Origin of the sequence: Pedobacter arcticus A12, from assembly GCF_000302595.1 — a bacterium.
In the GTDB taxonomy this organism is placed as follows: Bacteria; Bacteroidota; Bacteroidia; order Sphingobacteriales; family Sphingobacteriaceae; genus Pseudopedobacter; species Pseudopedobacter arcticus.
Map to the genome: position 1 here is coordinate 229,291 of NZ_JH947125.1, position 17,473 is coordinate 246,763.

Consider the following 17,473-nt stretch of genomic DNA (forward strand, 5'->3'; position numbering starts at 1 on the left):
TTTATTTTCACCAACCTTTTATTTAGGGTTGATTTTGGTTTTAGTTTAGAATAACTTTCTTGCTTTGTGTAGAACCGTTTAAATTTTTTAAAACTAAAATATACGTTCCGGGAGCAATTTTGCTGGTATTTAAAGAAATAGTAGTTTGGTTTTCTAGATCTTTTTCTAAGAATAGGGTACCCGTTGCATTCAATAATTTTGCGGTTTTAAATTTGTTTTCAGGGAACTGCAGATTGATGCTTTCTTTTGCTGGATTAGGATAAACTGTAAATTCGGCCAGTTTTAAGTTGGCAGTCACAAAACATATTTCAGAGTATTTTGCCTGACCGTCAAAATCTAATTGCTTTAAGCGGTAATAATTGGTGCCTCTGGGTACAGCATTATCCTGAAAAGTGTAAAATAATTTTTGGGTACTATTTCCAGAAGCAACTTTAGAATTAACAAAGCCTAGTTTTTCAAACGATTTACCATCTAAAGATTTCTGAACTTCGAAACCTTTATTGTTTTGTTCTGATGCCGTTACCCATCTTAATTCTGTTATCCCTTTGTAAATAGAAGATTTAAAAGATTCTAAAGAAACAGGTAAAGGGGTTTCTGTAGCATCCGTTACTAAGCCAAGGTTTGCATTTAATATGCTGTTTAAGCTTTTTAAAAGCGATAGGTTATTACTCACATCAACATCGGTTGCTAAATCCCAGTACATTACCCCTAACAAATCTTGGTCTCTTATATATTTTGCTTTGTTCACAATTGTTTCCTGGCCATTATAAGTCATCGAAACAGGGACACTGTTAATAGAAACGTCTATTATATCCAACGCCGGACTTAAGCTTGGGTATTGGCTCACTATGGTTTTGTAAGTGGTGGTTACCTTTGAATTATCACTTGCTGCTGCATAAAAGGGTAAGCCCATAACTACTTTGTTTTTAGGGTATCCATAATTTAATATGGTACTTACATTACTTACAAATTCGTTATACGGGTATCTATCTGGACTTGGACCATATGATTGGATAGACGCAAAATCTATTGCTGCTATTGCGGCAGCACTTATTTTGTAGTAGAGCGGGTGTAATGTTACAGAGAAAATACTATTGGTAGGTAATTGAGGTTTAAGTTCAAGAATAGTATTGCTATAATCTGTCCATTCTTGTGTGGAGTAACACCATTCAAAATCTAAATCTACGCCATCAAAATTATAAGTGCTTAATACGCTATTTACGTTATTGGCAAAAGCGGTTCTGGCAGTTGGAGATGCTGCCATTGTTTTCCAATCTCCACCAATAATTCCTAACCTAAGTTTTGCACCTGTTTTTCCGTTCAAGGTATTTTTTAAACCATTTAAAACGCCTACCCACGTTCTTGAGTCTTTTCCAGGATTTGCGGAATCATCATATTTCCAGTAAGCAGTTGTTTTGGTAGAATTCCATGAGTTTATAGCAATTGGGGCGTTCATAACAGCTTGAATTTCTGTTTGGCTCATGGTTAAGCTACTTACGCTTGTTTCATCCAATTTTCCGTCAAAATTAAATCCTAATTCAAAATTAGCGTCAATAAAAGGAGTAGTAGCCCCCAATATTCCGTTCGGGCTGCCATAAGGTTTTAATACGCCATCGATATAAATCTTAAGTTGTTGCCCTACAGCTAACGCTCCATTATAGCTCATTGCTAAGTGATGCCAAGCCCCTGGAGTTATCCCGCCATTGTCTACTTTGGCATAAGTATTTGCTCCATTTGCTACGTGGAAAAACAAGGTATTGGTAGCTGTAGGGCCTAATTGGATATCAATCCTGTTTGGGGTGTCTTTAAGCTTTCTAAAGATATAACTGTTTTCTACCCAACTATCTACATAAACCCAAGTTGAAAACGTAAAAGTACTGGTTCCTGCGTCGGCTTTTGTCATTAAATCCTTTCCGGCCATCATTTTTGCGCCAGTTCCGCTAAAATCTAAAACTCCATTTCTACCATCAAAAGATGCTAGGTAACTTGCGTTTGTTAATACGCCATCATTAATTGGGTATTCGTAGAATAAATCTCCGTTGGCTTTAACATTAGCAGCCATATAAATAATATCGTTATTGTTCAGTAAAGCCTCGTCACTAATTTGATTGTTTTCGTAGAAACTTGAACGGATGTAAGAGCTTACCATTCTGTAAACAAAATTAGTGTTATCTGTTACAGTTACTAAAGTAGCATCGGTTAGTGTTCCGTTTTGTGAACCTTTATAATCTACCACCGCATTGGCGTTTTGATCCATTTTCCAGTAAGCCAATAAATTAGCAATCAAGGGATGCCTATTGTTAATGGTGTTTTTAAAGTCTATTTGCGTTTCCGATAAATTGGTATTCCATAACCTAACCTCATCGAATTTGCCTGCAAAGCTATTTCCTGCTAATTCAAAAGCCGAGGTAGTAGTTGGTGTAGTTGTAGATAATGTTCCGTTTCCGCTACTGTAGGTTAACGATTTTGACACGCCATCAATAAATACTTTAATCATATTGTAAGCGGTTTGAGAGCCATCATATGACATGGAAATATGATGCCATTCCCCAGCGTTTATTGGGCAATTATCTGCAATAGCATAATTGTTTACACCATTACCCACAAAGAAAAGCAGTTTCTTTGTGGCCGATGTACTTAACTGAATACCAATTCGGTTGCTTGCGTTGTCCATCTGCCTAAAGATGTAACTGTCTTGGTTCCATTGGTCAATATAAACCCAAGCCTCAAAAGTGAATTTATTTACACCGTTAAGTGAGGAGATATTGCCAAAAGAGGCTTTACTGGTAGCTGTACCTGTAAAACTCGCTGCTTTGTTAAGCACTTGAGCTTGGCTAGCAAAAGCGCCTGCAAGGAGAAATAAAATTGTAAAAAGTTTACGCATAATTGTTTGTTTATTTAATTGGTTGATTATTTCTGTTGATAAATTTTTACCCAGTCCACTTTCATTTCAAAGGGAAAATCTTCGGCTATTGCTTTCCCGGGCCAGCCAGCACCCCCAGATTGATTTAGTATCAGATAAAAAGGATGGTCAAAAGGCCATTCCCTTTCCGTTGTATTTTTGGGTTTTTGATAGGTGTAAGTGAGTTTTTTGTTAACAAAAAAGCTGATGTGGTTTTCTGTCCATTCTATTCCGTAAATGTTGAATTCATTTACTTTAAAGGGAGTTTTGACAAACGCTTTGCTTGAGCCACCTGTAGAAGTTACCGCCAAATTGTGTATGGTTTGGAATACCTGATCATCTCTGTTTAGATGTTCCATAATGTCAATTTCACCAGTCTCTGGCCATTTTTTAGCATTCGCTGGCATCAGCCAAATGGCAGGCCATGAGCCTGTTGCTTGTTTAAATTTGGCTTTAACTTCTACTTTTCCGTATTTGAAAGCAAATTTGTCTTTGGTGCTAATCCCAGCCGACTGATATTTTGATCCATCGGTTCCTGCACCTCCGTTAATCATTTTTAGATTTAGTAAACCTTTTTTAACTTTTGCGTTTTCTGGATTTGGAGTTAAAAATCTTGCCCATGCTGCATTGTTGCGATCAGAAAAAGTCCAATATTTTTCATTCGGTTTACCGTTCCTTCTAAAATTATCTTTAAAAACAATTTGCCATTTGGGTTTAATTGGGTTGTTAACTCTTGGGTTTTCACCTGCTTCTAAAAACAAAGACAAAAAAAGAAAAGGCAATAGCAAAAGGCTACACTTAAACATTAATCAGAATTTTAATTGGTTATTGATTAATGTGATGACGGGAGTAAAGGGGAATAGTAGTATCGACTAATCAAATAAATCTAATTGTTATGCACTAAAAATTTTCGGTAGTCCGATACTTATAAATTGGATAAATTTTTAAAAGGAAGATGATGTTCGTTGTGTGTTGGGACAGGGGAAATCTTTAAGCTGAAGATTAGCGCAAAAAGAAAGTCCAAAAACACCGTTTCTAATTTGGTGTTTTTGGACTTATATAATTTAGTGTTCTGGAGAATTATTTCTGTTTCTCTTCAACCCATTTTCTGGCGTTTACAAAAGCTTCCATCCAAGGGGAGACCTCGTCTTTACGGCCTTTTGGATAGTTTGCCCAGTTCCATTGAAACAGAGAACGCTCAATGTGTGGCATCATCACTAAATGGCGTCCTGTTTCATCGCACATCATTGCCGTGTTAAAATCAGAACCGTTCGGGCTAGCAGGGTATTGATCGTAACCATATTTAGCTACAATTTGATATTTATCTTCAGCGTAAGGAAGCGAAAATCTACCTTCTCCGTGAGAAACCCAAACGCCCAGCGTACTTCCTGCTAAGCTAGAAAGCATTACTGATTTGTTCTCTTGCAACGTTAAAGAAGTGAAGATACTTTCGTGTTTTCCACTTTTGTTATGCAACATTTTAGGTTTTTCTTCATGATTTTTGTTGATCAAGCCTAACTCTACAAACAATTGGCAACCATTACAGATACCAACGGAAAGCGTGTCTTCACGAGCAAAGAATTTTTCTAATGCCACTCTTGCCTTTTCGTTGTACATAAATGCACCTGCCCAACCTTTTGCCGAACCTAAAACGTCTGAATTTGAGAAACCACCAACAGTACCAATAAATTGGATGTCTTCTAACGTTTCTCTGCCAGATATTAAATCCGTCATGTGTACATCTTTTACATCAAAACCTGCTAAATACATCGCGTTAGCCACTTCACGTTCAGAGTTACTTCCCTTTTCACGAATAATTGCTGCCTTAGGGCGAGGTTTAGAGCTATCAATAACCGGTTTTTTACCGTTGAAATGAGTAGGGAATTTATAAACTAAAGGCTGGTTTTTATAGTTCTCGTAACGATCTTTTGCCAAGCCGTTTCCGGTTTGTCTGTTATCTAATAAGTAAGAAGTTTTAAACCAAACATCACGTAAGTGCGCAATGTCGAAACTAAAGTTCTCTGTAGCATTTGTAATTTCTAAGCTTGCTGATGAAGTTACCTCTCCAATTTTATGGAAATTGATACCAGCGGTTTTTAGCGTTGCTTCTACAGAACTATCAGCTTGGAAAACCAGACCAATATTTTCTGAAAACAACAATTTAATGCTGTCATTTTCTGCTAGCGCAGATAAATCTATTTTTGCTCCTAAATTAACATCAGCAAAACACATTTCTAATAAAGTGGTAATTAAACCGCCACTGCCAATATCATGACCTGCTTCAATTTTACCTGTTTTAACTAATTGTTGAATAGCGTTAAAAGTGTTTTTTAGTTGAGCAGCATCTTTTACATCTGGCGCTTCGTTGCCAATTTTATTTAAAATCTGAGCGAAAGAAGAACCACCTAATTTATAACTGTCGTTAGATAAGTTAATATAGTAAATAGCGCCACCGTCTTTTTGTAAAACAGGCTCAACTACTTTGGTAACATCATTACAATTACCACCTGCAGAAATAATAACCGTTCCTGGTGCAATTACATCACCATCTTTATATTTCTGTTTCATCGATAAAGAGTCTTTCCCTGTTGGGATGTTGATTCCTAAATCGATAGCGAAATCTGAACAAGCTTTTACTGCGGCATATAAACGAGCATCTTCACCTTCGTTTTTACAAGCCCACATCCAGTTTGCAGATAGAGAAACACTTTTTAAACCGTCTTTAAGCGGTGCCCAAACCAAGTTAGATAAAGATTCTGCGATGGCATTCCTACTTCCTGCTGCAGGATTAATCAAAGCCGTTAAGGGCGAATGACCTATCGAAGTTGCAATTCCTTCTTTACCTTGGAAATCTAAAGCCATAACGCCACAGTTATTTAATGGCAATTGTAAAGGACCAGCATTTTGCTGTTTAGCAACTCGGCCGCCTACGCAACGGTCTACTTTATTTGTTAACCAATCTTTACAAGCCACGGCTTCTAACTGTAAAACCTGCTCTAGGTAAGTATTCAGTTTAGCTTTATCGTAAGTAATGCTGTCATATTTGTAATCGATGGTTTTATCATCCATTACAATTTTTGGAGAACTTCCAAACATAGCTTCTAATTCCAAATCCATTGGTTTAGCGCCTGTTTTCTCCGATTTAAAAGTGAAGCGATGATCGCCCGTAACTTTCCCAACGGTGTACATTGGAGAACGTTCTCTGTCTGCAATTTTTTGCAAAGTTTCAATATGTTCATCGCTGATCACCAAACCCAAACGTTCCTGAGATTCGTTTCCGATGATTTCCTTTGCTGATAAAGTTGGATCGCCAACGGGCAATTTATCCAGGTTAATTAAGCCACCTGTTTCTTCTACCAATTCTGAAAGACAATTTAAATGTCCACCTGCACCATGATCGTGGATAGAAACGATAAAATTTTCTTCACTTTCCACCATTCCACGAACAGCATTGGCTGCTCTTTTTTGCATTTCAGGGTTTGAGCGTTGTATCGCGTTTAATTCGATGCCACTACCATGTTGGCCGGTGTCAGCAGACGAAACCGCTGCACCTCCCATACCAATTCGGTAGTTTTCTCCACCTAAAACAACAATGTTGTCGCCTTCTTTTGGCTTTTGTTTTTTTGCCTGACTGGCTTTCCCGTAACCAATACCGCCGGCAAGCATAATCACTTTGTCAAAGCCTAAAGTTCTGTTGGCTTCCCGGTGTTCAAACGTTAAAACAGAACCTGTAATTAAAGGCTGACCAAATTTATTTCCAAAATCCGTTGCACCGTTAGATGCTTTAATCAGAATGTCCATTGGTGTTTGGTATAACCATTCTCTTTCTTTTACTCCTTTTTCCCATGGTCTATCTTCTGCCAAACGAGAAAGTGCAGTCATGTAAACCGCTGTTCCTGCTAAAGGTAAAGAACCTTGTCCGCCCGCTAATCGGTCTCTAATCTCACCGCCAGAACCTGTTGCAGCGCCATTAAATGGTTCAACTGTGGTTGGGAAGTTATGAGTTTCGGCCTTGATAGAAATTACCGAATCAAAATCGCTGGTGGCGTAATATGCTGGAACATCCGCTCTTTTAGGTGCAAACTGTTGCACCTTTGGACCTTTTATAAAAGCTACGTTATCTTTATAAGCAGAAACAATATCGTTCGGGTTTTCTGAAGAAGTTTTTCTGATTAATTTGAACAATGATGACGGTTGCTCTTCGCCATCAATCACAAATTTGCCATTGAATATTTTATGACGGCAATGTTCTGAGTTTACTTGTGAGAATCCGAAAACTTCAGAATCAGTTAATGGTCTTCCCAGTTTTTTTGCAAGATTTTCTAAATATTCAACTTCTTCGCTGCTTAAAGATAAACCCTCTTGCTTATTATAAGCTGCGATATCTGTTATTGATAAAATAGGCTCGGGTTTAATGTTGATGGTAAAAACATCCTGACCTACATCGTTGTATTTTTGTGAAAGCATAGGGTCGAAATCAGTAAAATCTGAATCAACTTTCTTAAATTCTTCAATTCTTATAATGCCATGGATATCCATGTTTTGCGTAATCTCTACCGCGTTGGTGCTCCAAGGTGTAATCATAGCGGCTCTTGGACCGATAAAAAAACCCGTTAAAGCTTTTTCAGTAGAAATTTTAGCATCGCCAAACAGCCATTCGAGTTTAGGGATATCGGAGGAGGCAAGCGCCTGATCAATTTGTAGAACAAAAATGGCTTGCGATTGATTGATGAAGAAATAAATCATGCTTGTTTTTTTGAAAACGCAAAAATACGTTTTTTTGATGAAGAATCAGTCGTTTTTAGTCAAAGGAATTCTACTAGGAATCATATATAATAGGCTACCTGCATCTGTACAACTTTATCAATTGAAATTCTGTTTTTACTTTACACCTATGTTGAGTATTAAAAACTTACAGGCCTTACAGATTTTTTCTATATTGTGTCACTAAGAGAAAAACTAACCTAAGAATGCTAGTACTTCGTTACTTCTTTAGCCTCCTCTTTTTTTGTTTAATTGGATTACTGTATCCCGTAAAGGGGGCCGATTTGGCAACTGAACAGGATTCTGTTATCGAAAAAATTACTGAGTTGAATAAAATGGCCAAGCGCCTAAACCGGGATGCTACCAACCAGGCTATTGCATATGCTTATAAAAGCTATTTGCTTGCGTATGAGAATAAATTAAAACCACAGCAGGCCTCAGCATTGGTGATTTTGGCAGAAGGTTACCTGTACAACGATATTTATGATTTGGCGCTTGAATATGGGTTTAATGCGCTAGAAATCTACAAAAATGATGGAGAACCTGAGCAAATTGCTGAAACCTATACCTTATTGGGATGGACTTACTACGATGTGGAGAATGCCGAGCTCTCTTTAAAATACCATACGCTTGCCTATAATTTATATAAGAAAGCAGAGAATGAGCAAAAGGCAGCCGTTTCCTTAAATGCGATTGGATTAATTTATCAACTAAAAAATCAATCAAAACGGGCTACCGAGTATTTTAACCGTGTATTGGTATTGGCCAATAAATATAATAACAGAACGCTACTTAGTGCAGCCTATAATAATTTGGGCATAAGCAGTAACAACATGGGCCAATTTCGAAAAGCTATCGAGTATTTCCAGCTATCACTCAAATATTCGACTGGGCAACTATTGGCATTGGCAGAGATTCATAATCAAATGGCTTTTTCTGAAGTTAAGCTAGGGCAATATCCTATGGCAAAAAAATCGTTAGATCAGGCACTTTCTTATATTGATAAATCAACTTCAAACTCAAAGAAAGAAAACTTATTGGATTACTACCGTATATTTTCTCAACTACATCAACTTACTGGAGATTATAAACAAGCTTATGAGTGCATTCAGAGGTATAATACGGTAAGGGAGGAACTATTATCCAAAAATAAGGTTAATGCTTTGCTCACCTTAACCATAAAGCGAGAAGCGCAGGAAAAAGAACGGCAAATTAAGGCACTGAACCTCGAAAAAAGTTTAAAATCGTACCAGCGTAACACCTTGGCCATTATTGTGGTGTTATTGATAATTATAGGTTTTTTACTCTATAATAAAATGCGCAACCGGCAAAGGAAAAACGCGGAACTTGCAGAAGTTAAAGAACATATGTTAAGTAATAAGCTGGAATTTAATCATGTGGAGCTCAAAAATTACTCCATGTATATGGCGCATAAAAATGAGTTGATTAATAGTTTTATTGAAGAGCTAACGGCACTTGAAAAATCTGGACCTGAGGATGCACTACAACGACTTCATAAACTGGTGGCTAAGTTTCGATATGATGTGAATAGTGAAAAATACATTGAGGATTTTAATTTGCAGATTGAGACAAAATACCAAGACTTCTTTTATAATCTTCAGCAAAAATTTCCAACGCTTACTCAAAATGAGAGAAGATTATGCGCACAAATCAGACTAAATTTATCTATAAAAGAGATAGCATCTCTAAATAATATCTCTGTTAAGTCGGTTGAAATGGCCAGATATCGTTTAAGGAAACATTTTGAGCTATCCACCAATGACAGCTTAAGTGACTTCCTAAAGCCGTTCTAGCGCCTTTTTTAATGACATGTAGAGGTCGTGTAGGGGTAGTCTGTGTTCCGTGTAGGGGTAGTAATAATCGTTTTTTGGGTAGTTTAATCTTTAGGTTTGACTAACCAATTAACCCGGATAACCAAATCCGGAAATTAATAAACCTTATAAACCAAATATTATGATTAGAAATTTACGATGGCCAGTTCATCTCCTTTTCGGCTTGCTCTTATTGTTTAACACGAGCACCAGTTTTTCTCAGGGAAGCCTTATTAAAGGACAAGTGATGAATGAAGTTGATCAGCCATTGAGTGGTATCAGTATCACCATTAAAGGAAGTGCCTTGGGTACGGCATCTGACGCTTCTGGGCGATTTGCAATTCAGGCATCTGCTAAGGATGTTCTTGTGTTTTCTGCAATAGGTTATAAAACACAGCAAATGACCGCAACTCCCGGAAAGGATATGCAGATTAAATTATTGATGGACCTACAAGGCCTTGATGAAATTGTGGTGGTAGGTTACGGAACGCAAAAAAGAAGTAATTTAACAAGTGCCGTAAGTTCTGTTAGTGGCGAAAAGCTTTCACAAGTGGCGGCTACTAACCCTGTAAACGCATTACAAGGTAGGGTTGCTGGATTATCGGTAAGTAGCCCAGGAGGAAACCCAGGACAAACCTCCGACGTTCGTTTACGCGGAATAGGTACTTTTGGTGCGCACCAGCCATTATATGTAATTGATGGAGTGCCAGGAGACCCGTATTACTTAAATAGTAATGATGTAGCATCTGTAGAAGTACTTAAAGACGGTGCTGCGGCATCAATTTACGGATCTAACAGTGCTAACGGAGTTATTTTAATTACCACGAAAAAAGGAAAAAAAGGTGCTCCGCTGATTGATTTCTCAAGCACTTACAGCACTGTTGACCCTATTAAACAGTACAAGTTTCTGGACGCAGAGGGCTACAAAAAATTACACAATCAGATGTATGTCAACAATCCAGATGTTGACCCAGCCAGTTACCCTGCTTATTTAAGTAAAAATACTGGTGTAAATACGGATTGGCAGGATCTGATCAACCGAAGTGGTGTTTCTCAGAACTACAATTTAGGTTTAAGTGGCGGAAGTGATTACCTAACTTATGCATTAAGTGGTGATTTAACTGATGATAAGGGAACTTTTATTGGTTCTAACTTTAACAAAAAATCTTTCAAATCAAGAAACGACTTTACAAAAGGAATTTTGAAAGTTGGAAGCAACATCATATATACCGAAACGGTAACTGAGAATGCTAAATTTAATTTACACGATGCTTATTTCCAATCTCCATTATTGCCCGTTTTTGACACTAACGAGAAGTATGGTTATGGTTTAACAGTAGATGGGCTTCCAAAATTTGAAAACCCAATAGGGGCAGATCATTATTTAGATGCTGATAGCAGAACAAAGTACCTGGCCGGAAGCATGAATATCAATTTACAGTTATACAAGGGCTTAAGCTACACCAGCAACCTAAGTTATATCAATGCGCAAACAGAAGATTATTCGCATAATCCACCGTTTAGAGCAAATGCAAATGATCCTTTAATCGCTTATCCAAAGGTCTACAACCGTTCTTCAAATTATAAAGAACGCGTAATGGAGCATTTACTAAACTACGAGTTAGCTATAAACAAGCACAACTTTAAATTATTGGCCGGTTATACCGCACAAGAAAAAACCAACAGATATTTAAGCGCTACTGTTGACGGAAAAACAATTGTTAGAACCATTGTAAACGGCAAAATTGTAGAAACCGAAATCCCAGGTGGTTTTAGCAACCCAGACTTTAATACAATTACAGCTGGATTAGGTGGAACTTTTGCAGCAGAAGGCAGCAATAATAAATATGTCCGTTTATCAACCCTGGCCAGATTTAATTATTCTTATGATGACAAATACCTGTTCCAAGTTTCTGTACGTAGAGATGGTTCGTCTGTTTTTGGGGAAAATAGAAGATATGGCGTTTTCCCTTCTGTATCGGCAGGTTGGAACATTAATAAAGAGGAGTTTTTAACTGATGTAAAATGGTTAAACAACCTAAAATTAAGAGCAAGTTATGGCGAGCTGGGTAATGAAGGTGCATTAGGTTTTTATGACCACCAGGCTTTAATTACAACAGTAAACAAATGGTCTGGAGGTTATGTACAAGGGTCGGGCGCTACGCCGTGGCCAGGATCTGCCAGTTATTCTCTGTTGAACAGAGATTTACGTTGGGAAACCATCAAATCTAAAAATTTAGGTCTTGATTTCGGATTATTTGGTAAAGTAACCGGATCCTTAAATATTTATGAAAACGTAACCGATGGCTTGTTGATTACCAAAGAAGTTCCACCGTCTTCAGGATTAAATAATCCCATTTTAAATGTTGGAAAAATAGCTAACAAAGGAGTGGAGTTAGAGGGGAATTATAAATTAACTGCAGGGGCATGGAATATCGATTTAGGAGGTTCATTTAGTTTGTTGAAAAACGAAGTACTCTCATTAGCCAACGCAGATCAAGTGCTTTATGGTTCGGGCTTAAGATTTGGAACAGACCATACGCCAACACAAACCAAGGTGGGTAAAGAAATTGGCGCATTCTACCTGTATGAAACGGCTGGAATCTTTCAATCAGATGCAGAGGCTGCTAACTATAAAAATGCAGACGGTGATCGTTTACAACCAAACGCAAAAGCAGGAGATATCCGTTTTAGAGATGTAACCGGCGACGGAATTATTGATGAAGAAGATAAAAGTTATCAAGGTTCTGGTTTTGCAAAGTTTGAGTATGGCTTAAATATGGCAGCTAATTTCAAAAATTTTGATGTATCACTTTTCTGGCAAGGAATAGGCGGGAACAAAATTTATAACGGTAACCGTTTTGAATTAGAAGGCATGGAAGCGGGAAGAAATTTTTTAGCAACCACCTTAAACGCATGGACACCGCAAAACACAAATACGGATATGCCAAGAGCGGTATTGGGAGACGAAAACGGGAATGCCCGCGAGTCGACCAGGTTTCTTGAAAACGGTGCCTACTTAAGACTTAAAGTAATACAGTTAGGCTACACCTTCCCAGAAAGTGTGTTGAAAAACGTTAAGGTTTCTCGTTTAAGGGTTTACCTAAGCGGACAAAACTTGTTAACCTTAACCAAATACACAGGGTTAGACCCAGAGGTTGGCAATTTTAATGCCCTTGACACTGGTATAGATAGAATGCTGTACCCACAAAACAAACGTTTTATGGCTGGTCTTCAATTAACCTTTTAAACGTATTTAATTATTCTAAAATGAAAGCTAAACAACTATACATAGGGATATTCCTGTTGCTGATGGCGGCAGGTTGTAAAAAAAGTGAGCTCGATCAACAGGCAACAGATCAGCTAACTGTAGATAATTATTGGACAAATAAAGATAGGGCACTTTCTGGATTGGCCGCTGCTTATTCACAACTGGAAGGTTTTGTAGGCTGGGACAATTATGTGGAAGCAAGATCTGTACGCGAATTTTACCGCGAGGATTATGTGCTTCCAGGAGCAGATGCCTTTAACTATCCTTGGTGGACAGAGCATTATAATTTTGATTTTACGTCCGGAAATTATGCCATAGATTTACTATGGAGAGAAAACTACCGCGGTATAAATTTTTCAAACCAAGTGATTGAAAATGTAGGTAACATGTCTGCGGAAGCAATCGAAGACGGTGCTAAAAAGCAAATTATTGCAGAAGCTAAGTTTTTGAGAGCATATTACCATTTTAAATTATTGAACAATTTTAACCAGGTAATTATCCGCGATAAAGTGCCAACATCAGAAGCTGATTTGTCTAAAGGTTTTTCAACAAGAGCAGAGGTTTATGAGTTTATTATTAACGATTTAAAAGAAGCAGAGCTTAACCTCCCACTTAGAAAAAACAGACCCGCCACAGAATTAGGTCGTATTACCAAAGGTGCTGCAGAAGCTTATTTGGGCAAGGTGTACTTGTACAGGGCTGGGGATGACAAAGCAAGTGCTGCCAGCTATTACACAGAAGCCAAGAAATGGTTACAACTGGTGGTTGATTCTAAAGAATATGACCTTGATCCCGATTTTGGCAATATGTTTAACGGCGTTACAAAAAACAGTATAGAGTCTGTATTTGAATTGCAACAAACTGCTGATGCAAGCAGTGGAGCGGTTTACCGTTCGTACCTGAGTGATTGGGTAGCAGCTTCTGAACTTGGTGGCTATGGAGAAATCTACGGAACACCACGTTTGCTAACTGAGCTATTAAAAGAGGGGAAAATTGTAGGCGGTAATTATGACCCAAGAGTGTATGCGAGTATCTATTTTAACGATAGTTACTTCAACAATAATGCAGATCCAAAAGTTTATGGAAACACCTATAATGATGTTTTTGGTGCAGGTAAACAAACCATTGCCTTCCGCAAGTGGATACCAGCAACACCAGACCGTATCGGAATGTCTAACGCCATCAATTTTCCGTTGATGCGTTATGCTGATGTGTTGTTGATGTACGCAGAAGTACTTAACGAGCAGGGGAGTACCGATGCTTTAAAATACATTACAGAAGTTCGCCATAGGGCTAATCTTCCTGCTGCAGTTGCCGGAAATAGACAGTTTGTTTTTGATCAAATCGTTCATGAAAGGGTGATGGAGTTCACCCTGGAGGGTAACCGTTTCTATGATCTTAGACGTTGGGGCATGCTAACCACCGCTATGCAGGCTGCCGGAAGAAACTTTACAGCCGACAAGGCTTTTTATCCTACACCATCAAAAGAGGTAATCAATAATCCTCAGGCAAAATAATACAACTCAATCATTGAATATCATTATGAAAGGGAGCTTATGCTCCCTTTTCTTTACCATATGCTTATGAATTTTTATAAAAAGCTAAGATCCGTTTTTTTTAGTACTTTAGTTTTGGTGCCTGTATTGGTGTCTGCACAAAAAAATGATTGGGAAAATCCAGAGAAGCCTTCATTTAATACTGTTCCGGCACATGCCCATTTTGTTCCAAAAGAAGCACCTAACCTTTCATTAGATGGAATGTGGAGGTTCAGAATTGTTCAGAATCCATCATTGCGCTCTACTGATTTTTTTAAGAACATCGAACAAACCAAAAATTGGAAACAGATAAAGGTGCCTGCCAATTGGCAAACAGAAGGTTTTGATAAATACATATTTACCGATGTAGAGTATCCAATTCCACCAAATCCACCGCTGGTGCCTAAAGACTATAATCCTGTGGGAGAGTATCAAAAAGACTTTGTTCTCGGTCCATCCTGGAAAGGGAAACAGGTGTTTCTTCACTTGGGCGCTGTAAATTCTTTTTTTTACCTGTGGGTAAATGGGGAGTACATGGGCTTTAGTAAAGACAGCAAAACCCCAACAGAGTTTGATCTTACAAAAATTCTAAAACCCGGTAAAAACACAGTTTCTCTTCAAGTTTTCCGTTTTAGCGATGCAACTTACCTAGAAGGACAGGACATGTGGAAGCTTAGCGGTATCGAACGAAGTGTTTATTTGATTGCCCGTCCGCTTGCTCATATTGCTGATTTTAATGTAAAAGCTACGCTTGATGGAACTTACAAAGATGGTTTGATGGATTTGAAAACTACGTTCAGTCAGTTACCATCAAAAACTGATGCGCAGTTTTTAAAAGTGCAGTTGAGTGATAAGAGCGGAAAGGTGTGGTATGAGTCGAAACAACAAGTTAAGAATCTGAAAGAAATCAAATTTTCAACCCGGATTGCCAATGTAAAAACTTGGAATGCAGAACATCCAAACCTGTATCAGCTAAAGCTAAGCCACCTTGACTCAAAAGGTAAAACGATTGAAACTATAGAACATTCAATAGGATTTAGAACTGCAGAGGTTAAAGGAGGTTTGTTTTTGATAAATGGTGCGCCTATCAAAATTAAAGGTGTAAACCGTCATGAGCATAACATGCATACCGCCCGAATAATTACCGAGGCTGATATGATACAGGACATCAGATTAATGAAGGAGCTGAATGTGAATGCGGTAAGAACAAGTCATTATCCTAATTCTGAGCGTTGGTATAGCTTGTGTGATGAGTATGGCTTATACGTTATTGACGAAGCCAATATTGAATGCGATGGCATGAGTTTTACACCTCAGCATACTTTATCTGATAATCCCTTATGGAAAGCGGCGTACTTAGATAGGGTACAGCGAATGTGGGAACGGGATAAAAACTTTACAAGTATTATCACTTGGTCTACCGGGAATGAAAGCGGTTTCGGGGAGAATTTGAAAGCTGCTTACAGGTGGTTAAAAGCTCATGATGATACCAGGCCCGTACAATATGAAGCTGCGAAGGAAGAAGAGTATTCTGATATTTACTGCCCAATGTATAAACCCATTAGCGAGATGGAAAAATATGTGGAAGAATGGCGAAGCCGCCCATATATTCAATGCGAATATGCGCATATGATGGGAAACAGTGGCGGTAACCTTAAAGACGATTGGGACTTAATATATAAACACCCACAATTGCAAGGTGGTTTTATCTGGGATTTCTCTGACCAAACTTTTGCAATCAAAGATAAACAGGGAAATAATATTTGGGGCTACGGACGCGATATGGGCAACGTAGGTTTAACAAGCGACACCAGTTTTTGTGCAGATGGATTATTGTCTGCTGGTCGTACTTTTCATCCACAGGCTTATGAGCTACAAAGGGTTTATCAGAACGTTGGTTTTGAGTTAACAAAGGCCAGTATCTTGAAGGTAACCAATCGTTTCGATTTCACTAACTTGGATCAGTATCAATTCAGCTGGTTTATTAAAGGAGATGGTAAGCTAGTTGCCGAAGGTAAATTAGGTGATTTAAACATTTCGCCGGCCCAATCTAAAGAAATTGAACTCAATATCCCATCGTTTAACAAGCAGGCCGGTACGGAGTATTTCTTAACTGTTCAATTGAAAACTAAATCTGCAACAGAATTGATTCCGGCTGGTTTTACAGTTGCAACAGCGCAATTTGCGCTTCCGGTTATAAAAATGGTTTCAAAAGTGGATAACACTACTTACCCAACGCTCCAAAAAACTACGGATGACGGCGAGATTAAAGTTTATAACAATTTATTTTCAGTTTCATTTGATAAACAAACTGGTTGGTTAAGATCTTATGCCATCGGAAATGTGCCGGTAATTAAAGAAGCGCTGAAGCCCCATTTTTGGAGAGCAGCTACGGATAATGATATCGGTAACAGCATGCAGATTCGATGTAAAGTTTGGCAAAATGTTGCGGCTAACGCAAAGCTAGACGATGTTTCTATAACTAACGCTGGCGTTAATCAATTTATCGTAAAAACCACCCACAGCTTGCCCACTGTTGATGCAAAATACATCACTGAGTATAAAATTAGTGGTAATGGAGATGTACAGGTAAAAGCAACAATGATAGCTGGCGAAAAACTGGTTCCAGAGTTACCGCGTTTTGGTATGCAGGTAATTCTAAACAAAGAATTTGACAAGGTAAGCTGGCTAGGCCGTGGTCCCTTTGATAATTATTGGGACAGAAAATTTGCCGCAGATGTTGATTTATATACGATGCCTGCGGATTCCTTGTTTTTTCCTTATGCCAGAGCACAAGAAAGTGGCTACAGAACAGATATCCGTTGGATGGCTTTGCAAAACAAAAATGGCATTGGTTTAATGGCTATTGGCGAACCTCAAATAAGTGCCGGCGTGTTACATTTTAACATGAACCGCTTAGACTTTAACCATTATGCGGCCGAGAATAATCACGGAGGCTCTATGACTAATGAAGATTTAATCTCTTGGAATATTGATGATAAGCAGATGGGTGTAGGGGGTGATAATAGTTGGGGAGCTAAAACACATAAGCAGTACACCTTACCTTATCAGAATTATAGCTACAGTTTCACTTTACGCATGGTAAATGCGTTAGAACTTAGCAAGCAATCAAAAAAATAATTATGCTTTTAAAAATGGGTTTTAATTT

The 17,473-nt window shown here is 38.2% G+C and carries 7 protein-coding genes; 4 read left to right on the forward strand and 3 right to left on the reverse strand.

Going from position 1 to position 17,473, the window contains the following annotated elements; genetic code table 11:
* Positions 1-40: 40 nt before the first annotated feature.
* From B176_RS20080 to purL, 3 genes are all read right to left on the reverse strand, one after another.
* Positions 41-2,884: a LamG-like jellyroll fold domain-containing protein gene (locus B176_RS20080; protein WP_017257166.1), complete on the reverse strand. Its 2,844-nt coding sequence runs from the start codon at positions 2,882-2,884 to the stop codon at positions 41-43.
* Positions 2,885-2,910: 26 nt separating this feature from the next.
* Positions 2,911-3,708 carry a glycoside hydrolase family 16 protein gene (locus B176_RS18860; protein WP_083852673.1) on the reverse strand — a complete coding sequence of 266 codons (798 nt, stop codon included), beginning with the start codon at positions 3,706-3,708 and terminating at the stop codon, positions 2,911-2,913.
* A 274-nt stretch (positions 3,709-3,982) separates the two neighbouring features.
* Positions 3,983-7,648 (reverse strand): phosphoribosylformylglycinamidine synthase, encoded by a 3,666-nt coding sequence (gene purL, locus B176_RS0102360; protein ID WP_017257168.1) that lies wholly within the window; start codon positions 7,646-7,648, stop codon positions 3,983-3,985.
* A 302-nt stretch (positions 7,649-7,950) separates the two neighbouring features.
* Here purL and B176_RS0102365 point away from each other — a divergent pair, with 302 nt between their 5' ends.
* The 4 genes from B176_RS0102365 (at position 7,951) to B176_RS0102380 (ending at position 17,445) form a co-directional block, all read left to right on the forward strand.
* Positions 7,951-9,480 (forward strand): tetratricopeptide repeat protein, encoded by a 1,530-nt coding sequence (locus B176_RS0102365; RefSeq protein ID WP_161603007.1) that lies wholly within the window; start codon positions 7,951-7,953, stop codon positions 9,478-9,480.
* A gap of 160 nt (positions 9,481-9,640) precedes the next feature.
* Positions 9,641-12,748, forward strand: coding sequence for a SusC/RagA family TonB-linked outer membrane protein (locus tag B176_RS0102370; RefSeq protein WP_083852674.1), 3,108 nt, complete (start codon positions 9,641-9,643; stop codon positions 12,746-12,748).
* Between the two features lie 20 nt (positions 12,749-12,768).
* A complete protein-coding gene (locus B176_RS0102375) occupies positions 12,769-14,286 on the forward strand; it encodes a RagB/SusD family nutrient uptake outer membrane protein (RefSeq protein ID WP_017257171.1) in 1,518 nt (505 codons plus the stop codon).
* Between the two features lie 66 nt (positions 14,287-14,352).
* A complete protein-coding gene (locus tag B176_RS0102380) occupies positions 14,353-17,445 on the forward strand; it encodes a glycoside hydrolase family 2 TIM barrel-domain containing protein (RefSeq protein WP_017257172.1) in 3,093 nt (1,030 codons plus the stop codon).
* Positions 17,446-17,473 lie beyond the last annotated feature (28 nt).

Bases quoted from the DNA above. Each gene is read 5' to 3' on its own strand.
- B176_RS20080 (WP_017257166.1), bottom strand. From the start codon at position 2,884: ATGCGTAAACTTTTTACAATTTTATTTCTCCTTGCAGGCGCTTTTGCT.
- B176_RS18860 (WP_083852673.1), bottom strand. From the start codon at position 3,708: ATGTTTAAGTGTAGCCTTTTGCTATTGCCTTTTCTTTTTTTGTCTTTG.
- purL (WP_017257168.1), bottom strand. From the start codon at position 7,648: ATGATTTATTTCTTCATCAATCAATCGCAAGCCATTTTTGTTCTACAA.
- B176_RS0102370 (WP_083852674.1), top strand. From the start codon at position 9,641: ATGATTAGAAATTTACGATGGCCAGTTCATCTCCTTTTCGGCTTGCTC.
- B176_RS0102375 (WP_017257171.1), top strand. From the start codon at position 12,769: ATGAAAGCTAAACAACTATACATAGGGATATTCCTGTTGCTGATGGCG.
- B176_RS0102380 (WP_017257172.1), top strand. From the start codon at position 14,353: ATGAATTTTTATAAAAAGCTAAGATCCGTTTTTTTTAGTACTTTAGTT.